Raw genomic sequence first — 25,347 nt, forward strand, 5'->3', positions numbered from 1 at the left:
AAGCAACTATCGGGTTTATTGACAATGGAATTATCTCATGAACAAAAAAAAGCCTGGACTACAGGTGGCGTATTGATTGCACTGGGTATAGTCTTTGGGGATATCGGCACCTCTCCACTCTATGTGATACAGGCTATAGTTGGTGATCGGCTAGTCACTAAAGAACTTTTATATGGTGGAGTATCCTGCGTGTTCTGGACCTTATTTATAATATCTACTGTCAAATACGTTATTCTTGCTTTAAACGCGGACAATAATGGAGAGGGTGGCATATTTGCCCTTTACGCGCGCGTGCGCAGGTACAATCCCAAGTTGGTGATCTATCCGGCCATGATCGGTTGTGCGACCTTGATCGCAGATGGATTCATCACACCACCGGTCTCCATCTCTTCTGCGGTGGAAGGTATCCATGTGCTCTATCCGAATGTAGAAATCAATACCATTCCCATTGTCATGACGATCATCGTCTTATTATTTGCATTTCAGCAAGTGGGTACCCGCATTGTGGGCCTGGCTTTTGGTCCAATTATGTTGATTTGGTTTTTAATGTTAGGGGTATTGGGTCTCGTTTCACTTATGCACCATCCAGCTATCTTGCAAGCAATCAATCCACGATATGCGGTCGAACTACTGACACAATATCCTAAAGGCTTTTGGCTATTGGGATCTGTTTTTTTATGCACCACTGGAGCAGAAGCACTTTATTCAGATCTGGGTCACTGTGGCAAGACCAATATTCGGATCAGTTGGGGATTTGTCTGGATTATGTTATTACTCAACTATTTTGGTCAGTCGGCCTGGGTCCTAAGTAATTTTGATGGTCAGCTTCTCAGTGAAAATCAACGGATCTTCTACGCTTTGATGCCGTCGTGGTTTCTCCCTATCGGTCTATTCATAGCCACCTTGGCGGCTATCATAGCCAGCCAGGCATTAATATCTGGTGTTTTTACCCTGGTCAATGAGGCGATGAAGCTAAAACTTTGGCTAAAGATGAAAGTCAACCATCCGACAGATTGGCTTGGCCAGGTCTATATTCCTGGTATCAACTGGGTCCTCATGATTGGCTGCCTGATCGTGGTGCTGTTTTTCAAAAAATCATCCAATATGGAGGCTGCCTATGGCCTTGCGATCACGATCGACATGATGATGACCTCTTTGCTCCTGGGATTCTTTTACCGAATTAAACTGCATCGGTTTGTATTGCCATTTATAGGTACAGTCCTTTTGATAGGTTTAGAAATCGTTTTTTTAGTAGCCAACCTGGATAAGTTTGCCCATGGTGGTTGGTTTACCTTTTTGATTGCTTTAGTGATCACGAGCATCGTCTATGTACTTTACAACGCTGACCTCATAAGACATAAATTGGCTCGGTTTGTCCCGGTGAGTGATTATACCAAGATTATAGATGAATTAAACGACGATCACTCTATACCCAAAGAGTCCAGCCACCTGGTCTACCTGGCCATGACCAATAGTGAAAAAAAGATAGATACCAATATCATTCACTCCATCATGAAGAAAAAACCAAAGCGGGCTGATGTATATTGGTTTTTGCACGTTGATACCACCGATGAGCCCTATACCAGGTCCTATCACGTGGAGAGTATCGTACCACGGCAGATCATCTTTATCAAACTCCGACTTGGGTTCAAGGTAGAGCAGCGAATCAACAGTATGTTTTTTAAAATAGTGAAGGACATGGCTCATAATGGAGAGGTGGATATCAAAAGTCCCTATCCGGCACTTCGAGGTTTGGATCAGATGGGTGATTTTAAATTTATTATTACCCACAATAGGGTCTCTGTAGACAGCGAGCTCTCCGACCTGGAGCGATGGATCATCCGCAGCTATCGTTTAATCAAAAGGTTTAGTCTATCTGCTGTGGAAGACTTTGGCCTTGAGACAGCCAATGTGCAGGAGGAGTTGATCCCGATCTATGTGGGGACTAAGAAAGAAGTGTTGCTGACCAGGGAGTGAAGAAAATGAAGACTTGCACTGATAACTAAAGCCTAATAACGCATAACAAAAATCATATGTCATTTCAAGCTTACCTGGATAATATCAAAACCAAAACCGGCAAATCACCCGAAGATTTCAAAAAGATCGCTGAGAAAAAGGGACTCTTATTAAATGGAAACATGAAGGAAGGCGTCAAAGCTGGGGATATTGTAAAATGGTTAAAAGAAGATTTTGACCTTGGTCACGGACATGCTATGGCTATTTATGCTTTGTTTAAGGGAAAAAAGGACTGATAGCTAAAACGGAGACCTCGCCCCTCAAACCTGAATGTATTGTAGATTTGCTGAATACCTATGACTTTAAAAGCAAAATTACTATGGCTCCCTGTCCTGTTCCTCATTGCATGCAAGCCAAAGGAAACACAACCGCTAATCACCAGCCATGATTACCGGGACCTGGTGACACTATTCAATGAATGGCACAGCTTTGAAGTTCCTCCGATGTTATCCGGAGCACCTGATTACACCACGGAGTCTTTTGATCTGCGATATCCGGAGTTTAAAAAGCTGCAATCAAGATTGTCCTCCATCGATTCATCCGGCTGGCCCGTCGATCAGCAGGTGGACTATGAGGTCGTCAAAGCTGAAATGAATGGGTATGATTTTAACTATCGTATCCTCAAACCCTGGCAGCGTGACCCAGCATTTTATACCAGCATCTTCATGGAGCGTAGCGATGTGCCTGCGCATGAGGGCCCAACCGCACATTGCGCTATTGATATTTGGAAATATACCTTTCCACTTCGTCCTGAAGCAAAGCTCAAGCTAATTGGTGAATTGAATACCATTCCGTCTTTTTTGATCCAGGCACAAAGCAACCTCACTGGCAATGCCAAAGATCTTTGGATCACCGGGATCCGACCACTCAGAACGCAACGCGAAGACCTTCAATTTTTATCAGACTCACTCATAGGCCAGGACCCCGATTTAACCACCGCCGTTCGATCAGCTATGACTGCTACAGATCAATTTATAACCTGGCTTGAAGCAGAAAGCAAAAACAAAACCGGACCCTCCGGCCTCGGCAAAGAAAACTATACCTGGTATCAACAGCACGTGCACCTGGTGCCTCTCACCTGGGACGATGAGGTGCTTTTGCTCCAACGTGAGCTCGCGCGAGCCTGGTCAGCACTAAAACTCGAAGAACACCACAATAGAAACCTCCCGCTACTTCCTGAAATGCAGACTCCGGAGGCTTACGACAAACTGGCCGATCAATCAGCAGCTAGTCTGATGCGTTTTTTGAAAACAGAGGATATCCTCACGATCAAAGATTATTTCGAACCAGCCCTGCGAGAGCACCTGACCCATTTTACCCCAAAAGAAAAACGCAATTTTTTTGCCATCACCACGCACTATGATGCACGGCCTTTGTATTCACATTTTTATCATTGGTTTGAGTTGGCTACGATGGATCGGGAGCCGCATACCAGTGAGATCCGAAAAGGACCTCTGCTCTACAATATATTTGATACCCACAATGAAGGCATCGCTACTGCAGTCGAAGAAATATTTATGCATGCAGGCTTGTATGATGACAGCCCCAGATCTAAGGAAATCGTCTATATCATGGTAGCTCAGCGGGCCGCCCGCGGCCTGGGCTCGCTCTATGCGCAAGCCAATATCATGACCATGGAAGAGGCTGGTGGCATACACTCCGAATACACTCCACGCGGATGGATGAAAACCGAACCCGAGCTGCGCATCTTTGAACAAAATCTTTACCTCCGGCAGCCGGGTTATGGTACCAGTTATATCACCGGCAAATACCTCATAGATCAAACGATGGCAGCATACGCACGGCAAAAAGAAGCCCAAGGCGAACCGTTTAAATTAAAAGACTTTCTGGATGGGTTTAATGCTACGGGGAATGTGCCGGTGTCTTTAGGATATTGGGAGATGACAGGGAAGAAGATGTGAATCAAGCTTGGCTAAAACGAGACATCCAAATGATAACATACTGATACCTTTCAGATTATGATTTAATAACGATTGACCAAATTATATCTCAAGTGATCCATATCTTTGTAATTGTAAGATAAAATCAATGACATCTGTAAAATCAAAGCCCACAAAGGGAAAGTTGCAAGGTATCTCTGCCATAGCACGAATCAGTATTGTTAAAGATGGAAATTCAACTAAAAGTCAAATTCAAGAGATCATTTCCAAACAAAGCCATTCAATTTCATATTCACCGATTCAACTATCAGTGAATGGTCGTCAGTATGTTCTAAAATATCCTTTGCGATGTCTGCTGGAAAAAGAAGAAGATTTTTATATTATCAAAAATGAATTCCTTGATTTGATTGGGACCGGTGTCAGCACAGAATCTGCAGAGGCAAATTTTAATGAAGAGTTTGACTTTTTATATCATCGTCTTAATACCTTGAAGAAGGCCCAACTTTCTTCCAGATTGGCAGAAATAAAACAAATGATGAACTATTATGTGGCTTCAGTAATCTAAAAATGGTTATTGACAAACAAAAAGCCTATAGAAATTTAAAGAAAAAAGGCTTTATAGATTCTTATCATAAAAGCTCCGACCATTTATATTTAGAATTTTATCATAATGGTAGACTTGTATTATACACCAAAATAAGCCATGGTAGTCACAAGGACCTGGAAATTTTTTTGATCAGACAAATGGCCTCGCAATGTAAACTAAGCAATGCTGATTTTACAGATCTTTGTAATTGCCCTCTGTCTAAAGAAGATTATAAGAAAAAATTATCCGAGCAGGGGTTGTTGACATAGTTCAACACCTTGGTCATTGAATGCAGTGATAAAATCTAGAAAGTCTTTATTAAACAGCTGATCCATGCTTCCTTTTAGAAAATACTTTTCGATCTAACCTCGTTTTACTGTCAACCCCATAAGTTATACCTATAAGATACCAGGCAGCCTCTAGTCTTTCATTGGGTGATTTGTCATTCCAATAGGTCACATGATCATTGGCATCATCAAAACTCACTCCCCGACCGATAGTACGATCCATTTTGAACTTGGCACTCATATATATTTCATGTATAATTATGTAAAATTAGATAGATTAGTGATAATAAGTCTTGGATCGTATGGGAAGAAACTGAATCTTCCTCACCTTTTATAATTTTTCTTGCCTTTAGTCTTATGAGTCTCTAATAAGGTTGAAATAAAATTTTCAAATGGCTGCTTCCTTTATCGTAGACCCCATTATAAATCATTGATATATAAATAATTATATTAATCTTCCCTATTTAGCGATTGTAACCGCTAAATATGGCCTATATTTGCGATTGTAACCGCTAAAATTGTAAGATATTGATTAATAGAGCATTAAATGATTTAATCCGGCACTATCTGCCTGATAAAAGGACATTGGTCATTTTAGGACCCAGGCGTGTCGGTAAAACTACTTTATTACGCAGTGTACAAAACGAAAATAAAAATGTCCTTTTCCTCAATGGCGATGAAAAGGAAATTCAAACGCTGTTCGAATCAGGTAATGTAGAGACGCTTAAAAAAGCTTTTGGGTCAAACGAAATAGTCATTCTGGATGAAGCACAGCGAATTACTAATATTGGACTCTCTTTAAAACTTATCACGGATGACTTGCCTCAGATCAAATTGATCGTGTCAGGATCTTCAGCTTTTCACCTAAATAATAGTATCCAGGAAATGTTGACAGGCCGAAAATGGGATTTTAAAATGTATCCACTTTCATATTCCGAAATGGTGGGTCATCACGGATGGATCAAGGAAAAACTATTATTATCACATAGAATGGTGTACGGCTACTACCCTGATGTCGTTCTCAATGATGGTTTAGAGCGAAAAATATTAAGAGAGTTGTTACAGGAGTATTTATACAAAGATATTCTCTTGCGGCAAGACATAAAGAAATCAGATAAATTATATGATCTGTTGAGAGCCCTTGCCTATCAGGTAGGCCATGAAGTAAACTACACACAGCTGGGTAAGTTAATCCATCTTGATAATGAAACCATCGAAAAGTATATAGTACTCTTAGAGCAATGCTTTATAATTTTTAGACTGAATGCATACTCCCGAAATCTTAGAAACGAAATAAAAAGAGGTAAAAAAATCTATTTTTTTGATAATGGCGTAAGAAACGCTTTAATTTCAAATTTTCAACAACTGGAGCTGCGCAACGATATAGACGCACTATGGGAAAATTTTATAGTAAGTGAAAGAATAAAAAAACTGGAATACACCGAAACTTATCCAAATAATTATTTTTGGCGGACTACAGATCAGGCCGAGATAGATTATCTTGAAGACATGGATGGCATCCTATCCTGTTATGAATTCAAATGGCATCCGTCAAAAGGTAAATCGATCCCGGCATCATTTATTAAAGCTTATCCCCAAAGCAACTATACCATAATACATAGAGAAAATTTTGAGGACTTCATTGGATTGAAAGTGGATGCTTGATCATAGGCATGAATTTGCCTTCACACACCCTCCACCACCTTTCGCTCCTCCTCTGTCAGCCCATACAACTCATATACCAACTCATCAACCCGCCTCTCACAATAGTCGATCTTGCCTTGTATCTGGGCGAGGCTTGATTGAAGTTTGATGGTAGATTTTTCTTGATGGAGCTGGAGGAGTTGGTCGACGAGGGAGATGATTTCCTTGTATACGATCTCTTCATTTGTATTATGAAAATTAATAAGTTTAATCGGAAAAGGTTTTAAATATTCTGTTTTAAACCTAAAAAAATTTCCTCGTAAAACATTCCCAGTATTTTTAACAAAGTACCAAAACAATTTGGAATTCAGTATTCCTAAAAAGTATTTTTGATTTTCTTGAATAGTGTGGATAAATACAAAACTGTAAACAGTAGTCGTATGATACAATTTACTCGAAATATCAAAAGTAAACTCTGGAGAATTTGCAATATCAGGGGTGCAAATTTTTTGAACTTCAAACTCAGATAGATTTTTCGGATATATGTAAGCATAAAAATTATCTCCTTTCATTTTACCTTTTTCTCTATTTTCAAGTTCCTTTTTGTTTTTTAATAAATAGCTCCAACCTAAAGGAAAAGTCTTTTTAATGAATTTTTGATCCATCAAAATCGACTTGCCTTCAATGATTGAATAAGGAAAAATCACAACGTACTTTGGTGCAAGCGGTTCATATCTTTTAACATCTTTTCCTAATAAAAAATACTAAGTAATTTCAAATAGGTTCTAAGTATTTTGAGCAAATAAATTTTGTCTGCACTTGTTTGAAGTCCAACAAAAATTTTCCTGGTAATATCTCCAAGTGTCTGTTCTTGGCGGTAAAGTTTTTTAAATACCGACTCTTTTTCAGCTGAAACAAAATTCCATTTTGTATTTAATATTGGAGGCTTTGGATTAAAGGATTCTACTTGGTTTTTATCTTTAGAAAAAGCAACTAAGTCATGAACAATTGATACCATTAAATGAGTTGGATTGTTTTTCATTAAAAATAACAAACAAGTATAAGTGGTAGCATCTTCAAAAACCTGGTTGGCTCCAAAATGAACAATATGTTTGAGAGCGTTTGCTTTTACAATTAGATTACGGATTCCATTTCCAAATTCGGCTTGAAAGAATTTAGGTTCATCGCATTAATGCATACTTCAACCGATAATTATGCAAATCAAATATTTTCAATCCGAAGTAATCAATATCTCGATAACCATAAGCTTTTCTTTTTAGTACTTTGATTTTGTTATTAAATCCTTCTAGCGGTCCAGTTGATAAACTAATATCAAAATCAAACCATCTTAAGATTGCTGTTCTAAACGAGCCTATCATATTTCCAACTTTTATCAGCTGCTTAATTCCGCTATTTATAGCCCTGAGACCCAGGTTTGCAAGTATGCTTCAGATTTTGCTTTTCCACCCAACCACCACATGGTTGTTAATTCTTCTTTCATATAGTACCTAGTGGCCAATGGCTTATTCATTTGTAGCACCTTTTCCAATTTCTGCTTCTCATCTTTTTCGGCATTTAGGTTCTCTGAATTCTTTAATAATAGCCATCTACTGCCCTTCATTACTTGGCGGATACCAAGCCTCTTTTCCTCATTGTACATCTCTCGCCGTAACTCATCTATTTCAAAATTTATTTTCTTTTTGATATGAAACCAATCGAATACTATTTTGTCATACCCTATATGATCTGTGACCGATTTGATATAGGCAGGACTCATATCTATTGCTACTGCCTTTATTTTGACTTTTTGCTTCTTGATTTCCTTCCAAAACTCCCTCAGACTAGCTCCATCTTTGCCTTTTTTGACATATAAGGCCGTTCTTTCCGGGCCCACTGTTCATGGTATTAGTGACCTTTGCTCACCGCGAATTCACCTATCGCTATATATTTAACTCTTCTAAAATCCATTTTCCTGTACCGTCTTTTCAGATACTCCTTATCCATTTTTTAATCGTATGCCAGTGCAGTCCTGTGTAGTTTGATACATCTTCTATTGTCATACAGCTCAATAAACTTAAACACAGATTCTTTACGTTATTCGTGTAGTTTTTTTCTCAGCAAAGGATAGTTTCTCTTGTCTTAGTTTCAGACAATTCTTCATTCCAGTCGATACACCTTTGCTATTAGTCGCACAGCTCTTAGGCCAATCGGAACATCCCTGAACTCCCGAATTGTTGCCTCGTTTTATCACATTCCGACTACCACATTCTCCACATTTCAAATTGCCCTTCTTGGTTTCTATATGTATTCCGATATATCCATTGTCCTCTTCAACTTTTGTAATATCAACCCCTTTTATGCCATATCCTAATTCCAATATTTTTGAATCCATAGCTTTTTTTACTCTAAGATATTGATTTTCTGGTTTTTAAAAAAGTACTTGTTATTGCGATGAACCAGAATTTATGAGGTTGGATAAATCCTAGAATTCCTTTTTTATTCAAAATTTTCAAGCCTCTTTCATCAAATAGCACATATATGTCAAAATTACCTGACTCAGCTGATTGATAATATTGTTTATAATAATCTATGGCAAATGATTGTGTCTCTTGAAGTCCCTGCATTCTCAAATAAGGCGGATTGCCAATCACCACATCAAACCCACCCTGCTCTTTAAACACTTCCGGAAACCCCCGCTCCCAACTAAAGGGTTTGATTTTTTTCTCTTCTCCAAAATCCAACTGACTGGCATAAAAGTCCAGGTCGATGAGGCTATTGCCCGACTTGATATTATCCTCCAGGGTCGGTAGCACCCGCTCCTTAAACATAGACATCTGGTGAGCGATGGAGGCATGGGTCTCCCCTTCGAGACATTTGAGCAGGAGGCTGAGCTTGGTGACCTCGACGGCATTGACATCGATATCGACCCCATATATATTATTGAGCAGGATGCGTTTTTTCTCGGCAGTGGTGAGATGACCATCGGGTGTGAGGGGCGCGTTTTTGCCGGTTTTCCTGGCATGGTGGGTATAATAATCCAGGTGCCAGTCGAGCAGGTATTGGTAGGCGCCTATGAGGAAGCTACCACTGCCGCAGGCGGGATCTACGATACGAAGTGCACTGATGGCTTCCGGGGTAGAGGCACGCTCCGTGATAACCTGTCCGAGCGTATGCTCTACGATATAGTCTACGATATACTGAGGAGTATAGTACACGCCGCCTGCTTTGCGCACTTCAGGTTTCTCCTCTATGCGCGCGCGATGAGCACTATCTATCCGGATCTGTTTGCCTAAAAACTGTTCATAAGCACTGCCGAGAATCTCCACCGGCAATACTGAAAACTCGTAGGGGCTCTCAGGATAGTAGAGCTGATTGAGGATAGTCTTGATGACTTTATTGTCGACAGTGAGTGTTGAGGAGATTTTATCCTTTTTAAAATCAAACAGTCCGCTATTATATCGGGCATCAGCCTCCTTAAACAGATGGAGCAGGTTTTTATTATAATCGCCTTGTTTGAGGGCCAGTTGCATATTAGCATAAGGTTCTACCCCCCGGTCTTCGGCGATGCGCAGGAAGATGATGCGATCCAGCGTCTGTTGTACAGCATAATTGATCTCGTCCTCGTCGAGTGTTTTATTGTTGAGGCTGATTGAGGTCGCCAGGTATTTGCGCCATGCATCGAGTGAAGTGAGGAATTCGTGATCGACCCTACCGGTTCCTTTTTTGTTTTTGGACTCAGCCAGAAACTTGTCCAGGCCCCCCTTGACGATCCGCTCCCTGCTGAAGGTATCCCAGATAAAGTCCCACTCGTCGATATAGTCTTTGTAGGTTAGGTATCGGATACGCCCTTTGGAGGCTTTGTCCATGATCTTTGGCATGAGGGTCGTATCGTAGATCGCAAACTCTTCAAAGTCAGTCATCAGGGAGATAGGCATCCCCGCACTCCATCCATAGCGCCTCACCTGGTAGGCCGGAGGGATCTCATCTTTGATCAGTACTGAAGGTTTTTTGGCTTCAAGGAAAAACAATCGTTTGCCTCCCACTAATCTAAAAGAATAATCCGGGGCCCGACTCACTCCGTTTACTTTCAATTTGTCCTCATGGATGACCTCCCGATACGCCTCAGCATGTCCTGACTTATTATTCATATCCCAACCCAGTGCCTCAAAAAAAGGATCTATAAAGTCTTTGCGGGTCTGCGTTTCGTTATAATCAGCTTTTTTATAGGATGGGAGTTGCTCATCAAATCGGGTGATGAGTTCCGTGATGATATCGAGGGCAGATTGTTTGTTTGAGAGGGCGTCCATATAGAAAGTAAATATACAAATAGCTGTTGTGGCTACATATTCTCTCTTTTTTGATAGGGCACTTACTTTTGAAGGATTTTAATCGCATCGAGCGACACAAGATCCAACAAGTGATTCGTAGGCTTGCAAAAGAATTGGGGGCGATCAATTTTTATGTTTGAGAAGATATTTTAATTACATACCTGGGTTCCTCTCCGCTGTAGTGAATGGAGCGGAAAAGTTCTAGAACTGTTTTACTGTGACCACCTAAGATCCGACACTGAATTCGAAAGAACTGGCAGAGATCTATGATTTTAAACTCCAGGTCAAAGAGAAAGCCAAGTCACTCTATGAGACCCTGTTTATGGATTTTTCCAACAGTACTTTCGCTGTGGAGGCGAAGAAGAGATTCCGGGTGTTGTGTGGGGATAAATTGCAATGATGGGGGTGTGAAGGTGTAATGGCAAGCGTCAGGTTTTTCCCGAACAAAAATTCTTCATAATAACATAAAATATTTCCTTATAACACCTAAATTTGAAGATGCCTAATAAATCGGTTCAGGGTTCACTATTTAATCATTCGGCCGACCTTCGTCCCAGCTATGAATTGAGCATAAAAAAAACTACGAAAAGAGCACTTTCAAAAAATGAAAAAAAGTTTAATAAACTGGTTCAGCGGGTAGAGCAACTTGATCATCAAATAAAAAAATACAATCTGCTCATAGAAGGGTATCTGAATTATTATCTAGAGCAAGTTCTGCCTGTGGAGACTGACAAAAATCTGGCACGAAACAAGCTTATCAAGCTGCTTTTTTCGGTTTACCAAGCGCAAAAAAAGAATCGTACTTTTCTTACCAAAAGCGAAATAAAATCCCTGCATAACATTATCTCTTTACAATTAGGCAATTTTGTAGAATGGATACGGGACGAATCGGAGATCGACGCTGAATTGAACAATATTTTCAAAATCATTGAGGGAGTACCGTTTGACCAGATTAAGCATGAATCGTTTGATGAAGCCAAAGCCGACTTACAAGAATATTTCGAAATTCAAGGATTTGATATCGACCTTAAGGATATGGATCTGAATATGTCTGATGAAGAAACTGCTGTCTACCTGAAAAAATTGGAGGAAACCCTGAAAGCCCAACAAGAAAGTTTGAAATACGAAAAAGAAAAAAAAGATGCTTCGAAGAAAAAGACCAGAAAACAAATCGAAAATGAAGCTCTTGCGATTAAGATCAAAGAGGCTAAATCAAAAAGTATAAATACCATCTACCGGCAGCTAGCCAAAATACTACATCCTGATTTGGAACAAGATGAAGTCTTAAAATCAGAAAAGGCCAAAGTCATGCAGGATGTGACGCAGGCATATCAGGAAAAGAATCTACCAGCATTATTGCGATTGGAGCTCACCTGGATTAATAAAGAAAAATTGCTGGATATACACACAGACGACAATCTTTTAGCCTATCACGAACTCTTGAAAGAACAGATAGAGCGACTGGAAGCAGAAAAAAAAATGATCTTACTCAATCCCCGATACATGCTCTTGCAAAAGTATATACCAGATACAGATGATATACCTGATGTCAATTGGCTAAAAATTAAAAATGATGCTATTGCAATAGCTGAGTCAATCCATATTGCATTAACTGATTTGGCTGGAAATCAGCAAGCAATCACCCTCAAAAATATGATCCATGAATATAAAAGGATGTATGAATACCCTACCAAAGAAGCAGGGTCACCTTGGGATGAATATTTTGCGAGATAAATGAAAAGCATTGAACAGTTATGAATTTTATTTTCTCGGGGTTTAAAGGCTTATGACCCTATCCTCAAAAAGTGCCACTTTGAAGAGCATTAAAAGATGGGAACATCTGACAGGTAGGATCAGGTATTATCAAATCGCACTCTCCCGCAAAACCTTTCATCCCAGGGCTCTATCCAGGAATACTCCAACCCGATCTCTGGATAGGTATCTTTAAACTTATTATATTTACTGGGCATGGCATTGACGATATCGTATTTCGTCTCTATCGCCACAGGGGGATGAAGTGTGGGCAAAACGAAGTCTACTTCATTGTCATCCGCTCTCCGCCAATAATGAATATCATCGAGGGAGTGATGATCCAATAAATATCGAAAATATATATTCTCCCATAGTTCTCCCCGATCTGATCGAATCAAGGGAGTTTGAAAATTATTCAAAAGACTATTTTTAAGGCCGATGTCATTGAAATAGACTTTAGGCATTTTGATGAGTTCTTTTTTAAGGTTTCTGTAAAAAGGTTTTACCAGACTGATATGAAAACATTTCTGCAAAGTATAGATATAGTGCTGAATCGTTTCTTGAGTGATTCTCAGTGCTATGGATATTTTATTTGTGTTGACCAGGCCACCAGTTTGTGCTGCCAATAATCTCATGAGTTGATAGAATGCCGTCTCATTTCGGACGCCAGATTCAGTGATATCTCTTTTGATAAATGAATCTCTGATCTCTTGCAACCTTAATATTTTATCTTCAGGATTGGTTTCTGTGATTACTGCCGGATATCCACCATAGATCATATATTTATCCCATTCTGCTTTTATATAGGATAGCAGGGATGACTTTGCACCTTTGGTATTACTCAATCTATGATATTCATCGAGCAGACCCTGGTGACCGGATAAAACTAAATGTTCATCAAAAGAGCAAGTATATAATTGAAAGAGTCTTTTGCGTCCGGAGAGTGAATCAGTGAATTTTTGATCTATATAAAAAGCACCGCTCCCAGTAGCGACTATTTTGATTTTATTCACATGTTCATCATATAAAAGCTTTAAAAAGTTAGATGGATCTTTTAAGTATTGGACTTCATCCAGGAACACCACCACTTTTTTATCTGTTTCAGGAAGGTATTTGAGCAAGGATAATGGATATTGATCCAACTCCATCAGGAATTCTTTGTTCTCAAGATTGATAGAGATATAAGGTATTCGAGACGATAGACATTCCTTCTCCAATTGTTTTAATAAAGTGCTTTTGCCGGTCTGACGAGCACCTGTAATAATGGTAAATTCTTTTTGGGGAGATGCTCTTTGAGCTTTTGGAATAGCTTGCGATTCATTGAATCTATCCTATAAAACAAACCAAAAGTACATTTTTTGTGATGTTACCTGGTAAAATATCCGATATTTTTCGGCATATACCCTGTAAAATATCTGATATTAATCTATATTGATGTACACCTGACCTTTTAGTAAAGCCTCGTTATTTCTAACTACTCCAGGTCATTATTTCCACCTCTATTCAAATCCACCCTGTCCCCGATACAACCTCACCGGCTTGTCCAGCTTTAATTTCAATACGGTGATATACTCGTCTTGTACCCCGGGAGGCAGATCGATATAGACCAGGCCAGGCACTTTGCTCCAGCTTATTTTACCTACTATCTTGGGAGTAAGTTTGGTACCCTTTCCCAGGATAGTGATCTCCGTAATTTTATTGTCAAGTCCTTTTATCATCAATGGCCCATGAGAATCGCCATGCACAAAGAGATATAAGGTGCTCGAATCTTTTGACATCGTGGTGGGCCCATAATAGTGCCCCTGTGGTATCCCTCCAAGGGTGTTGAATATGGCTTCGCCATTGCGGTTATTCCAGGCTCCCAGTTCTTTCAGTACGTGTATTTGTTCATCAGGGATGGTACCGTCTGCTTTTGGCCCCATATCGAGGAGTAGATTGCCTCCGTTAGCGACCGCATCGACAAAGATGGAGATCACTTCGTAAGGCGTTTTCCAATTATTGTCATGATGAAAACCCCAGTTGTCGTTGGTCGTCATGCACAGTTCCCACCAGGGATGGGGTGGTCGGGTGACCGGGAAATTTTGTTCTGGAGTAGCATAATCTCCATGGCCCTGCAAGCGACCATTGATGATCGCAGCAGGATTGTGCGCCAGGATCATCTGTCGTACTTTCTCTGCTTCCCATTCTTCGGCACTGTGCTCCCAATCACCATCAAACCACCAGAGATCCGGGTTAAACAGGGTACTGATTTCTTTGATTTGTCCCTGAAAAAAATCTCTAAATCTAGCCCATCGGGCATAATCATTCTGTATGCGATATCGGGAGCTGTCACTTAAAAAACCGGGATAATCGGGATGGGACCAATCTAACAAAGAAAAGTAAGCACCGCATTTGATATTTCTTTTGCGAAGTTCTTCAAAAAAAGGCTTGATCATATCTTTTTTTGCCGGGGTAGCTTTGACGATGCTCAGGTCATTCATTTTGGTGTCATACATGGCTACGCCATCATGATGTTTGGTGGTGATCACTGCATAGCGGGCTCCGCTTTCTTTGATCAGTCCTGCCCAGGCGGTAGCGTCGTAGTTTTTTAAAGTGAAGCCACCCAACTGCTTCATATAATCCGGATGACTGATTTTTTTATTGTGAAAACTCCAGGATTCGTCTATCCCATTCACTGCATAGATACCGGTATGAATGAATATGCCCAATTTGGCATCAGCAAACCACTGCATTTTCGCACGAAGTGCTGAGTCAGGTCTGGGTGCCTGCGACATCGCAGCTATTAAAATCAAAAACAAAAAGATGGAAGTTAGCAAAGGTCTTTTCATACTTAATATTTAGATGCAAGTATAATAATAATCCCCTGGTATGGAAGATAAGAAAATATTAAGGCAGTACGTTTGATCTGCGGTTTCATCACTCCTTATATATACAGGCTGCTGTTTTTTATTCCGCTGCAAAATAATCCGTCTGACATGAACTTAACCGTATATTTTTGCAGCAATGGATAAAGTAATGCGAATGAATCCAGCACAGATAATTGTGTTTTTTTTAATGTTTCTTACAGGAATGAAAGTCTCATCCCAGACTTCCAGCCTCACGCAAAACATTACCCTTACATCAACCAATCTTCATGAGAGCATGTCAGCCATGATAGGTCTGCCGAATGATTATCAAACAACCAAGGATCAATATCCGGTCGTATTCATTCTGGATGGAGAGACTTATTTTGATCTGACTTGCAAAGCTGCCGCTGAACTTTTAACGGACCATGCCATGCCTCCCTGCATCGTCGTAGGTATCACCAGTCATCATCGCCAAAAAGATTTTACCACACCGGTCACGAAAGGCGCAGGACAGGATGCAGATATTACTACCAGTGGAGGAGCCAATCCATTCTTAGATTATATTGAAAAAGAATTGATCCCGGCCATTGCTAAAAAATACCGCACCCAGCCTCAGTATACTTTGATAGGCCATTCATTGGGCGGGTTGTTAGTCTATCATGCGCTCTATACCAAACCAGGACTTTTCAAAGCTTATATCTCGATCGATGGTAGTTTGTGGTGGAATAAAGGATCAGTCGGAAAGTCCGCCATTGATTTTCTAAGTCACCATCCTTTGATAAAGACTACCTTATTTGAATGCCGTAAAGATATCACTCAGCCAGTACGATTTCCTGTCAATGTCGAATTGCTTAATTATTTAGCTCAAAATCGTCCCATCGGATTACACTACAAATACGTAGAGCTAAAGGATAAGAACCATGCGACGATCGTACTCCCAGGTATCTACCAGGGCTTGCGGTTTGCATTTGCTAACCACTAGACCACTTAACTATTTAACCACTGGGGAAACAAAGGTCACTAAGCATTTTCTACATATTATGAAGATCCTAAGTGGTTTAAAACAAGGAGGATTATTGATATTTTGGCTTGCGTTTTAACCACTAGACCACTTAATTTTTTAACCACTAAGAAAACTTAAGGCCACTAAGCATTTTCTATTTAGAATGAAGATCCTCAATGGAGTGTCCCTTTAGTGCTCTAAGTGCTTTAAAAACAAGGAAATTTTTTAAATGCCCTCAATGGTTAATGCTCACCCCCCTCCACTCCATAAAACACTACCCACAGTACCAGATCATCGGTAAAGTCTACAAAACGGTGAGTAACTCCTGCCGGTACATAGAGCACATCCGTGGGCCCAAAGGACACTTTTTCCGGACCACACTCGAAGGTGCCTGAACCGTTCACCACGATATATACCTCATCTTGCTTGTGCGGAGACTGGTCGTCCTGGCCTTTGGGTGCATAGACGAGCACTCGCATCGTACCGTGTCTCATACCCAGGGCATATCGTTCGCCTTTGGCTCCGGGTATATTTGATAATACTTCAGAGAGGGTCAGCTTAGTGGGTGGTTGGGGATCCGGAGCAGATGCCGGATTTTGAGCAACTGTATTCAGAAAACAACCTACAACTAAAATAAAGATGCAAAAGATTTTCATGATTCCTTTTTTTTACAAACATAGCTGATAGTCGTGTGATATACTGGACAGCTTCCCGGCAATGAGTCAACATTTGCCGGTAGAGGCAGAATCCTTACCTTTTTTGAAGAAGGGCTTTTATTATCAATACCAACTCCAGATACCACAGCTCATACTTCTTCTTATCTTTGCACCCCAATTCAAATAAATATATGGCAGGCGAAAAAATCATTTTTTCAATGGAAGGGGTCAATAAGATCTATCCTCCCAACAAACAAGTACTCAAAAACATCTATCTCAGCTTTTATTATGGTGCCAAGATCGGTGTGCTCGGTCTCAACGGAGCCGGCAAATCCAGTTTGCTGCGTATCATAGCCGGCACGGATCAAAACTACCAGGGCAAAGTAGTTTTTGACAAAGATTATAAGATCGGTATGCTCGAGCAGGAGCCTCACCTGGATCCGGACAAAACAGTGCGGCAGGTTGTAGAGGAAGGAGTCGGCCCGCTCGTGGCCCTGATCAAAGACTATGAGGAAGTGTGCAATAAACTGGCAGAACCGCTCGAAGATGATGAAATGAACCGACTCATCGATCGTCAGGCGGAACTAATGGATCAACTCGATCAGCAAAATGCCTGGGAGCTGGATCACAAACTCAATACAGCCATGGAGGCACTCCGCTGTCCGGAAGAAAACCAGGTGATCAAAGTGCTCTCCGGTGGTGAAAAAAGAAGAGTCGCTTTGTGCAGATTATTATTGAGCAACCCGGATATTCTCTTGCTGGATGAGCCTACCAACCACCTGGACGCTGAAAGTGTACTGTGGTTAGAGCAATATCTGCAAAACTTTCCAGGTACGGTCATAGCGGTCACCCACGACCGATATTTCCTGGACAATGCGGCAGGCTGGATACTGGAACTTGATCGGGGAGAGGGCATCCCTTACAAAGGCAATTACAGCAGTTGGTTGGAACAAAAAACCAAGCGACTGGAGATGGAAGAAAAACAAGAAACCAAACGCAAAAAGTCCCTGGAGCGGGAACTGGAGTGGGTACGCATGTCACCCAAAGCCCGACAATCAAAGGGCAAGGCCCGTCTCAATGCTTATGACAAACTGATCAATGAAGAGGTAAAAGAAAAAGAGGCTACACTCGAACTCTATATCCCACCGGGACCCAGATTGGGCGATGTCGTGATAGAAGCAAATAAACTGACCAAAGGTTTTGGAGAAAGAATACTGTTTGAAAACCTATCATTTTCTATTCCTAAAAACGGCATAGTAGGGATCATTGGCCCCAATGGTGTAGGTAAGTCTACCTTATTTAAAATCATTATGGGCCTGGAGCAGGCAGATAGTGGCTCTGTCACGATCGGCGAGACGGTCCATCTCTCTTATGTAGATCAGACCCACAAAGACCTCAATCCTGAAAAAACTATTTACGAAGTAGTCAGCCAGGGCAATGATATCATCACCATCGGCAAGACAGAGATCAATGCACGGTCCTACCTGGCACGATTTAACTTTACCGGCAGTGATCAGCAGAAAAAAATTGGTGTATTGTCTGGTGGAGAGCGTAACCGCCTGCATCTCGCTATGACCTTAAAAGATGGAGGCAATGTACTCTTACTCGATGAGCCTACCAATGATATTGATATCAATACCCTTCGTGCACTCGAAGAAGCCATCGACCATTTTGCCGGCGCTGTATTAGTCATATCGCACGACAGGTGGTTTATGGATAGACTCGCGACCCATATTCTTTCTTTTGAAGATGATGGCCAGGTAGTCTTCTTCGAAGGAAACTTCAGTGATTACGAAGAAAAGAAAAAAGCACGCCTGGGTGATTTGACTCCGAAACGGCCCAAGTTTAAAAATGTGATCAATCGGTAAAAGAGAATACTTTTTGCTGAAGTACTTTTTCAATCAATAGGTGATGACCATCAGACCAGCTACCACCCAGGACCATGAAGTAATCTGGGAGATCTTAAAAGCTGTCGTAGCTACAGGCGACACCTACGTATTTAACCCGGACTCTTCACAAGACAAAATGATGGCCTTTTGGTGTGACCCCGATGCACATGTCTATATAGCAGAAGATGGTTCCCGAATCGTTGGCACCTATAGGATCAAAGCCAATCAACCAGATCGGGGATCACATATAGCCAACGGAGCATATATGGTGTCACCACAGGCCAAAGGACAAGGGATCGGGCGGTCGATGGGGATTCATTCCCTTGAACAGGCACGCCTGCTTGGCTATCATGCGATGCAATTTAATTTTGTAATAAAAACCAATACAGCCGCGGTCAATTTGTGGAAATCTCTTGGATTTGAGATCGTCGGAGAAATCCCTTCAGCCTTCAAACACCAAACTTTGGGCTATGTCAATGTGTACATCATGTATAAAAGCTTGCAATAAATCAACCTACACAAAACAAGTGATCAAACGTGAGTCTACTTCATATTAAACTGGACAGATTGTAAAGCTACCTGCCCACCTTCGGCGGGATCTTTCACTTTACTGGTAATATATAGGTCGTGTATCTTGCCATCGTTGGGTGCAGTAATCTTGATACTAGAGGCAGTGCCTCCAATCTGACCTGGTTTTGTAGCAGCATTACCGGGTGGAGCCACAATACTGCCATTACCGATTACCTGACCATCAGGACCATCTAATCTAAGCTCAATATCAAATCCATATTGGGGAGGAGTCTGCCAGCCGGAAGCGATCATCACAGATCCTATATCAGTCAGGTCGATATGATCCAATGCCAGCCAGCCTTCAGGTTTAGGCGTGATCATAAAATTCATACCATTAAAACTGATGCTGGAAAAACCTTTCATTTTCTCCTTGCCGGTAAACATTACTTTATTATTTCTGAGCATCATCGTACTCCTTCCAGTGAGGGGTTTGATCCCTGCACCTCCTGCATCCGTATAGCTGGCAGAGATACTGAGCACTCCATTGTCTTTTACCGGTTTGTCCAGCGTGGAAGCTACCATACCGGAAGTGGGTAGGGATTTTTGGATAGCCCCTTTATTTCCAAGTGATAAAATCCATCTCACGATCTGGTCCGCGTCTGAAGTCGACAAATTGGGATGTGCAGCCATGGCCGTTTCACCCCATACCCCACTGCCTCCTTTGATGATTTTATCGATGAGATAGGTTCTGGCTCCTCTGTCTTTGCTGTATTTTTCAGCCACTTGGGTATAAGCTGGGCCTATTGATTTTTCGGCTTCTTTGTGACATACTTTACAATCAAGTGAGAGCATCAAGGATTTACCACTCATGATCATCTCTCCCTGTTTGTGACCACGGGAAGCTCCCGCGAGATCAGTACCTTCGATATAGTCTGCTGAAATAAATAGATTGGCTGGATCAGTCTTGCCTGTAGGATTATCTTTATCAGCGACAGAAACACTGTAATTGACTTTTTTACCAGGAAAATAAAATGATTTATTACCAGTCAGCGCTATGGACACTTCTGGAGTCTCATTGCCCGCATATAGTTGAATGGTTTCGCTTTTAGCTGAAGCTCCTTTATCATCTTTAATATCCACATTCACTGAATAATCCCCTATTTTGTCATAGGTGTAATCCAGGGTGGGTACAGTAGTTTCTTTAGTAGTGCCATCTCCGAGGTTCCAGGTATAGGTCATGGGATCATTTTCAGGATCTTTGGCCTCGGCAGATAATTTTACCGTAAATGGCAAGGCCCCTGTGGATCGATTGCTGCTCAGACTGGCGATCGCCGGAGCACGATTGCCGGATACATATTCTATTACGGAGATGGCCGCATCAGGATTTTTACTAAACCAACCAGAACCATACTCAAGTAAGTAGATTTTGCCTTCAGGTCCCATTTCCATATCGATGATAGAATTAAACTTTACACCTGGCATAAACGGTTCCATCTTATCAAAGTCGCCATTTTCTTTCATTGTCACCACTTTGATCCAGCCGCGGATCCACTCGTAGATAAATAATTTTCCATTATAATAAGCAGGCAGGCTTGTCTCCTTCGGATACATATCACTATAAAATACAGGTCCTGCCATAGCATTTCTGCCCCCGGTGCCTACCGATGGAAAATCAGGCGAAGCAGCATAGGGGTACCAGATAAATGCCGGACTCACTGGTGGTAGTTCTTGTATACCAGTGTTGTTGCGGGATTCATTGATAGGCTTAGCAGGGTCAAATGATTTTGTGGAAGTACCATTGGTATAGTCATAGTTCCTATAGGGATAATTATTGCCCACAAAAAGTGGCCAACCAAAATTGCCGGCTTTTCTGGCTTGATTCACCTCGTCGTACCCCCTTGGTCCTCTGGTATCGAGGCTGTCATTAGCCGCATCAGGGCCAACTTCTCCCCAGTATAAAAAGCTGTTTTTCTGATCCACAGAGATACGGTATGGATTTCGGTTACCCTGTACATAGATCTCAGGCCGGGTTTTAGGAGTACCTTTTGGGTAAAGGTTGCCCTCAGGAATATCATAGCTTCCGTCATCTTTCAGTTTGATTCTAAGTATTTTTCCGCGCAGATCATTGGAATTACCCGAGGATCGTCTGGCATCGTATTGGAGATGGCCTGGTTCATCATTGAGTGGAGCGTATCCATTATTGACAAATTTCTGACCGGGTTCATTAAATGGGGTAGAGTTATCCCCTGCAGATAAATACAACAAACCATCCGGCCCAAAAGCGATCGATCCTCCGGTGTGGCAACAGATCTCCCGCTGCGAATAAAATTGTAATATGATTTTTTCAGAAGTAAGATCAAGGGTATCATTTTTAAACTCAAACCTGGACAGTCGGTTTACAGAAGTATCGATAGGGCTGTAAAAAATATAGATCCAATTGTTTTTGGAAAAATTGGGGTCTTTGGCCAGGCCAAGTACTCCTTCTTCTGCATTGACTCCCGGGGTAGATGTTTTAAAATATGCATTGAGGAAGCCAACTTGTTTTACTTTTTTGCGTTTCATTTTTGTACATCATTATTTCTCCGCGTCGCTGAGCAATTAATATATCCAGGTTGGGGAGGATCGTCATCTCCGTCGGTTCGTAAAATTCTCCCATCGCGAGCACTTTCTTGACAAACCGGTCAGCTTCAGGGGGGATTTGAGATTTGGCTTTTGAATAATTGAGCACTTGATTTTTACCGATGGCATATTGAATCCCACCCAGCAAGTGTTTGGTGAAATTGTCTTCAGTATAAGACTCATCGGTATGACCCAAAGCAGTATAAAATGATCTACCACCATCAAAATCATGATACCAGGACATCGGGTGATCACCCATCTTGTGTCCTCCCTGATAGCTGCTTTCGTCTATAGTGAGAAGAACCTTATTGTCAGGGTTAAGATTTTTGTAGCTATAGAACTCGTCCGTTCGTTTCCATGGATTAGGCAGATGTTTTGTAGCAATATTGGTGGCATCAACTACATTAAAGACGCCTTCCTGAACATTGGGAGAACTGTCATGAATACCCGGATGATCTAAAAAATAACCACCAACCAGGCGACCATACCATCCCCAGTCATACTCTGTATCCGCCGCAGCGTGGACGCCTACATATCCTCCTCCTGCCTGAATATATCGTTCGAAAGCCGCTTCCTGTGCCCCGTCCAGGACATTGCCTGTAGTACAAAGGAATATAATGGTAGCATATTGCTTTAAATTCTCTTCATTAAAACTGGCGGCATCTTCGGTAGCATCTACTTCAAAGCCGTTCTCAGTTCCCAGTTTTTTGATCGCTGCGATACCTTTTGGGATTGAAGCATGCCGATAGCCGGCTGTCTTGGAGAACACCAGCACTTTTGCAGGTCCGGTTTTGACGCTATTATTATTACAAGCGATAAATATCAAACCAATCAACAATATGGATGCCAGGAAAAAAATCTTTTTTTGCATGATAAAACTTTAAATAAATGGAGTGCAAAATTACTTAAAAAAAATACGCTTTTGCCCATAATAGGATTTATAAGACCTATTAGGCCCTTTGAGAAACCAAATTCAGACAGGGAGTATCTTAAATTCGACAAATCGGTCGGCCTTTCATTTACTAAATCCAGATATATGGTTGTTTTGCTCGATGACCTCCGGACTCCCAGACATAAATCAATGATTGGATAATCGGTAAAAAAATAGATTTATTCACTCGTTGATAATCGCAGCGGCCTCGTGGTTTGAAACTATACCTGTCGGCAGTTCCATCAAAGTAAAATTGCGAAAGTGTATCTCAGCGCCTTCAGATTCAAGACAGAGATATCCTCTTTTCTGGCTTGCCCGGGCCAGGCCATTGACAAATTTTCCATTCACAGAGAGTTTTACCACACCATCGACGCATACTACATCATACGTGTTCCATTCTCCCCTTCCCTTACACCGGTTTTCAATCGATTTACTCCTGGTACCCCGAGGGTTATCAGGAATGGTTTCTACCCCACCAACCCCAAAAAGCTCACCATGCACATAAGCGATCGGCGGCTCTACTCCATCTTTAGTATTCAGCTTCACCCAATCCAGCTCCAGCATCTGTACTTCCACCCCATTGGGAAGGCGATTCTGTTCACCCGGAACGGCATCACTCCAGATGAATACACCGGAGTTACCACCTGGTTCGATATGTTTCCACTCCACATGCAGGAGGAAGTTTTCGTATTGATATTTACTGCGCATCACCCCGATGGGTCTTCCGGTGCAAATCAGCTCCTTTTTTAGCAAGGACCAGGTATCAGGAGCTGTGTTGACATTGACCCATTCGATGGGGACAGACTTTTTTTTGCTTTTTGAAGCGATATGCACTGAACTCAATTCTTTACCAAACTTTAAAGTGGATGGTTGGGCGTAACCTTGAATGCAAATACACGAGAAAAGCCACAGCAATATTCGAGTTACCATTGAGATTGAATATTTCATTGGTTATTAAACTTTTAACAAGATCACGCTATATTTTAGTGAGACCAGGAATCGCGATCTCCGGACCACTGAATTTCAGATCCCAATACATCTGATCAGAGGGTGGGCCTAAAACCTGGTTGGAATTGATCGCTTCATCCCATTTCAGGGTTTGTCCACTATAGGCTACCATTCTTCCCATAATCGCCAACATGGTACTATTGGCCATTCTTATTCCATCATTCATTGGATGGCCACTGCGGATGGAGGCAAAAAGCTCATTGTGTTGTGTCTGATACGGATCGTTTTTTTCACCCTGATAGGTCCATTTATTTTTGCCGGTTATTTCCAGCATTCCACTACTTTTGACAAAACCATTACCCAGGGTACCGGCGATCTCTACTGAATTTCTATTGGAACAGCCGGCTTGCTGCCGACTAAAACTAAACCCCTGAACGCTGTTTTCATACTCATATTCGATAGCAAAATGATCATAGATGTTTCCGTACATTTTGTCCACCCGGGCTTGTCGGCCACCTGTACCTGTAGCCTGGAGGGGCAGGCGATCACCCATGGCCCAGGACATCATATCCAGGCTATGTACAATCATTTCTACCAGGTAATCTCCCGACAACCAGTTTTGATAATACCAGTTACGCATTAGGTATTCCATATCCGTCCATTCAGTTTGCCTGGGTTTGTACCATAGGTAACCACCGTTGCGGGTAGACGACACGGTTTTGATATCACCTATTTCTCCGTTCAACACTCTTTCAAAAAAGGCCCTTTTGGGAAAATCATACCTGAATGTAAATCCTGATACCAGGGATAGTTTTTTGTCAGCAGCTTTTTTAGCAGCAGCGATTACTTTACGGACTCCAGGAGCATCGACCGCCACCGGTTTTTCGCAAAACACGTGTTTTCCTGCCTCAATAGCTGCTATCAGATGGTCAGGCCGGAAAAAAGGCGGTGTAGTCAGGATGACGACATCCACCCCAGAGTCAATCACTTTTTATAAGCATCAAAGCCTACAAATTTGTGAGCCTTGTCTACCTGTACTTTTTTAGGATCGACTTCCATCAGAGATTTATAGGATTCTTCCAACCTATCTCCAAAAGCATCACCCATGGCTGTAAGTACTACATCAGGGTCAGCGGCCATCGCTTGAGCGGCCGCTCCGGTCCCTCTGCCTCCACAACCAATTAAGCCTACTTTTAAGATGTTCGACTTGGTGGTTGCATGCCCACCAAAAGCAAAAGCTTGTTCTGGAAAGCCAATATTTAAAGCAATGGTACTACCTACGAGTGCCGTACCGGTAGACTTCAAAAATGACCGGCGATTGGGTTTGTTGTTTTTATTCTTTTTCATAATGGATGATATTAAGGGTTAAATCAGAAGCCACAAAGAGGCGAATTCAATACCAATTTAAAACTTTCTCTAATAACCTATTGT

17 protein-coding genes and 4 pseudogenes are annotated in these 25,347 nt (G+C 41.6%); 9 read left to right on the top strand and 12 right to left on the bottom strand.

The window, feature by feature from the left end:
- Positions 1 to 24 precede the first annotated feature (24 nt).
- The 4 genes from IPJ09_15660 to IPJ09_15675 all read left to right on the top strand — a co-directional run bounded on the left by IPJ09_15660 (position 25) and on the right by IPJ09_15675 (position 4,482).
- Positions 25 to 1,977 (top strand): KUP/HAK/KT family potassium transporter, encoded by a 1,953-nt coding sequence (locus IPJ09_15660; protein MBK7372845.1) that lies wholly within the window; start codon positions 25 to 27, stop codon positions 1,975 to 1,977.
- 56 nt (positions 1,978 to 2,033) lie between these two features.
- Positions 2,034 to 2,252, top strand: a complete 219-nt coding sequence (locus IPJ09_15665; GenBank protein MBK7372846.1) for a DUF4287 domain-containing protein — start codon at positions 2,034 to 2,036, stop codon at positions 2,250 to 2,252.
- 60 nt (positions 2,253 to 2,312) lie between these two features.
- Entirely contained in the window at positions 2,313 to 3,938 is a 1,626-nt protein-coding gene (locus IPJ09_15670) for a hypothetical protein (protein ID MBK7372847.1), read from the top strand.
- Between the two features lie 127 nt (positions 3,939 to 4,065).
- Positions 4,066 to 4,482 carry a hypothetical protein gene (locus IPJ09_15675; GenBank protein ID MBK7372848.1) on the top strand — a complete coding sequence of 139 codons (417 nt, stop codon included), beginning with the start codon at positions 4,066 to 4,068 and terminating at the stop codon, positions 4,480 to 4,482.
- Positions 4,483 to 4,821: 339 nt separating this feature from the next.
- Here the strand turns inward: IPJ09_15675 and IPJ09_15680 are convergent, their stop codons facing one another.
- Positions 4,822 to 5,031: a hypothetical protein gene (locus IPJ09_15680; GenBank protein MBK7372849.1), complete on the bottom strand. Its 210-nt coding sequence runs from the start codon at positions 5,029 to 5,031 to the stop codon at positions 4,822 to 4,824.
- A gap of 287 nt (positions 5,032 to 5,318) precedes the next feature.
- Here IPJ09_15680 and IPJ09_15685 point away from each other — a divergent pair, with 287 nt between their 5' ends.
- Positions 5,319 to 6,455 carry an ATP-binding protein gene (locus IPJ09_15685; GenBank protein MBK7372850.1) on the top strand — a complete coding sequence of 379 codons (1,137 nt, stop codon included), beginning with the start codon at positions 5,319 to 5,321 and terminating at the stop codon, positions 6,453 to 6,455.
- A gap of 20 nt (positions 6,456 to 6,475) precedes the next feature.
- On the opposite strand, the pseudogene IPJ09_15690 reads toward IPJ09_15685, so the two are convergent.
- The 5 genes and pseudogenes from IPJ09_15690 to IPJ09_15710 form a co-directional block, all read right to left on the bottom strand.
- Positions 6,476 to 7,195, bottom strand: a pseudogene (locus tag IPJ09_15690) (methyltransferase).
- Positions 7,186 to 7,581 carry a hypothetical protein gene (locus tag IPJ09_15695; protein MBK7372851.1) on the bottom strand — a complete coding sequence of 132 codons (396 nt, stop codon included), beginning with the start codon at positions 7,579 to 7,581 and terminating at the stop codon, positions 7,186 to 7,188. The pseudogene IPJ09_15690 and the gene IPJ09_15695 overlap by 10 nt, the downstream one beginning before the upstream one ends.
- A gap of 34 nt (positions 7,582 to 7,615) precedes the next feature.
- Complete coding sequence (locus tag IPJ09_15700) at positions 7,616 to 7,813, bottom strand: transposase (GenBank protein MBK7372852.1); 198 nt, start codon at positions 7,811 to 7,813, stop codon at positions 7,616 to 7,618.
- Positions 7,814 to 7,848: 35 nt separating this feature from the next.
- The gene (locus IPJ09_15705) at positions 7,849 to 8,328 is read right to left on the bottom strand and encodes a transposase (GenBank protein ID MBK7372853.1); all 480 of its coding nucleotides are present in this window, start codon (positions 8,326 to 8,328) and stop codon (positions 7,849 to 7,851) included.
- A 511-nt stretch (positions 8,329 to 8,839) separates the two neighbouring features.
- Positions 8,840 to 10,741: an N-6 DNA methylase gene (locus tag IPJ09_15710; protein ID MBK7372854.1), complete on the bottom strand. Its 1,902-nt coding sequence runs from the start codon at positions 10,739 to 10,741 to the stop codon at positions 8,840 to 8,842.
- A 519-nt stretch (positions 10,742 to 11,260) separates the two neighbouring features.
- Here IPJ09_15710 and IPJ09_15715 point away from each other — a divergent pair.
- Positions 11,261 to 12,496, top strand: coding sequence for a hypothetical protein (locus IPJ09_15715; GenBank protein ID MBK7372855.1), 1,236 nt, complete (start codon positions 11,261 to 11,263; stop codon positions 12,494 to 12,496).
- Between the two features lie 119 nt (positions 12,497 to 12,615).
- On the opposite strand, the pseudogene IPJ09_15720 reads toward IPJ09_15715, so the two are convergent.
- Together IPJ09_15720 and IPJ09_15725 are read right to left on the bottom strand one after the other, a co-directional pair.
- Positions 12,616 to 13,835: pseudogene (locus tag IPJ09_15720) on the bottom strand (ATP-binding protein).
- Positions 13,836 to 14,013: 178 nt separating this feature from the next.
- Positions 14,014 to 15,342 carry an alpha-L-fucosidase gene (locus tag IPJ09_15725; GenBank protein MBK7372856.1) on the bottom strand — a complete coding sequence of 443 codons (1,329 nt, stop codon included), beginning with the start codon at positions 15,340 to 15,342 and terminating at the stop codon, positions 14,014 to 14,016.
- Between the two features lie 241 nt (positions 15,343 to 15,583).
- Here IPJ09_15725 and IPJ09_15730 point away from each other — a divergent pair, with 241 nt between their 5' ends.
- Positions 15,584 to 16,342 (top strand): alpha/beta hydrolase, encoded by a 759-nt coding sequence (locus IPJ09_15730; GenBank protein MBK7372857.1) that lies wholly within the window; start codon positions 15,584 to 15,586, stop codon positions 16,340 to 16,342.
- A 263-nt stretch (positions 16,343 to 16,605) separates the two neighbouring features.
- On the opposite strand, the gene IPJ09_15735 is transcribed toward IPJ09_15730, so the two are convergent.
- Complete coding sequence (locus tag IPJ09_15735; GenBank protein MBK7372858.1) at positions 16,606 to 17,019, bottom strand: cupin domain-containing protein; 414 nt, start codon at positions 17,017 to 17,019, stop codon at positions 16,606 to 16,608.
- Between the two features lie 191 nt (positions 17,020 to 17,210).
- On the opposite strand from IPJ09_15735, the gene ettA reads away from it, so the two are divergent.
- Together ettA and IPJ09_15745 are read left to right on the top strand one after the other, a co-directional pair.
- The gene (gene ettA / locus IPJ09_15740; protein ID MBK7372859.1) at positions 17,211 to 18,887 is read left to right on the top strand and encodes an energy-dependent translational throttle protein EttA; all 1,677 of its coding nucleotides are present in this window, start codon (positions 17,211 to 17,213) and stop codon (positions 18,885 to 18,887) included.
- A 43-nt stretch (positions 18,888 to 18,930) separates the two neighbouring features.
- A complete protein-coding gene (locus tag IPJ09_15745; protein ID MBK7372860.1) occupies positions 18,931 to 19,416 on the top strand; it encodes a GNAT family N-acetyltransferase in 486 nt (161 codons plus the stop codon).
- A gap of 35 nt (positions 19,417 to 19,451) precedes the next feature.
- On the opposite strand, the pseudogene IPJ09_15750 reads toward IPJ09_15745, so the two are convergent.
- The 3 genes and pseudogenes from IPJ09_15750 to IPJ09_15760 all read right to left on the bottom strand — a co-directional run bounded on the left by IPJ09_15750 (position 19,452) and on the right by IPJ09_15760 (position 25,263).
- Positions 19,452 to 22,908: pseudogene (locus tag IPJ09_15750) on the bottom strand (ThuA domain-containing protein).
- A gap of 243 nt (positions 22,909 to 23,151) precedes the next feature.
- Positions 23,152 to 23,898, bottom strand: a complete 747-nt coding sequence (locus IPJ09_15755) for a DUF1080 domain-containing protein (protein MBK7372861.1) — start codon at positions 23,896 to 23,898, stop codon at positions 23,152 to 23,154.
- A 46-nt stretch (positions 23,899 to 23,944) separates the two neighbouring features.
- Positions 23,945 to 25,263, bottom strand: a pseudogene (locus tag IPJ09_15760) (Gfo/Idh/MocA family oxidoreductase).
- Between the last annotated feature and the right edge of the window lie 84 nt (positions 25,264 to 25,347).

It is taken from the genome of Saprospiraceae bacterium (assembly GCA_016709995.1).
Taxonomy (GTDB): domain Bacteria; phylum Bacteroidota; class Bacteroidia; order Chitinophagales; family Saprospiraceae; genus JADJLQ01.

What these genes read in the sequence shown, in the direction of transcription:
- IPJ09_15660 (MBK7372845.1), top strand. Translation starts at nt 25, where the DNA reads ATGGAATTATCTCATGAACAAAAAAAAGCCTGGACTACAGGTGGCGTA.
- IPJ09_15665 (MBK7372846.1), top strand. Translation starts at nt 2,034, where the DNA reads ATGTCATTTCAAGCTTACCTGGATAATATCAAAACCAAAACCGGCAAA.
- IPJ09_15670 (MBK7372847.1), top strand. Translation starts at nt 2,313, where the DNA reads ATGACTTTAAAAGCAAAATTACTATGGCTCCCTGTCCTGTTCCTCATT.
- IPJ09_15675 (MBK7372848.1), top strand. Translation starts at nt 4,066, where the DNA reads ATGACATCTGTAAAATCAAAGCCCACAAAGGGAAAGTTGCAAGGTATC.
- IPJ09_15680 (MBK7372849.1), bottom strand. Translation starts at nt 5,031, where the DNA reads ATGAGTGCCAAGTTCAAAATGGATCGTACTATCGGTCGGGGAGTGAGT.
- IPJ09_15700 (MBK7372852.1), bottom strand. Translation starts at nt 7,813, where the DNA reads ATGATAGGCTCGTTTAGAACAGCAATCTTAAGATGGTTTGATTTTGAT.
- IPJ09_15710 (MBK7372854.1), bottom strand. Translation starts at nt 10,741, where the DNA reads ATGGACGCCCTCTCAAACAAACAATCTGCCCTCGATATCATCACGGAA.
- IPJ09_15715 (MBK7372855.1), top strand. Translation starts at nt 11,261, where the DNA reads ATGCCTAATAAATCGGTTCAGGGTTCACTATTTAATCATTCGGCCGAC.
- IPJ09_15725 (MBK7372856.1), bottom strand. Translation starts at nt 15,342, where the DNA reads ATGAAAAGACCTTTGCTAACTTCCATCTTTTTGTTTTTGATTTTAATA.
- IPJ09_15730 (MBK7372857.1), top strand. Translation starts at nt 15,584, where the DNA reads ATGAAAGTCTCATCCCAGACTTCCAGCCTCACGCAAAACATTACCCTT.
- IPJ09_15735 (MBK7372858.1), bottom strand. Translation starts at nt 17,019, where the DNA reads ATGAAAATCTTTTGCATCTTTATTTTAGTTGTAGGTTGTTTTCTGAAT.
- ettA (MBK7372859.1), top strand. Translation starts at nt 17,211, where the DNA reads ATGGCAGGCGAAAAAATCATTTTTTCAATGGAAGGGGTCAATAAGATC.
- IPJ09_15745 (MBK7372860.1), top strand. Translation starts at nt 18,931, where the DNA reads ATGACCATCAGACCAGCTACCACCCAGGACCATGAAGTAATCTGGGAG.
- IPJ09_15755 (MBK7372861.1), bottom strand. Translation starts at nt 23,898, where the DNA reads ATGGTAACTCGAATATTGCTGTGGCTTTTCTCGTGTATTTGCATTCAA.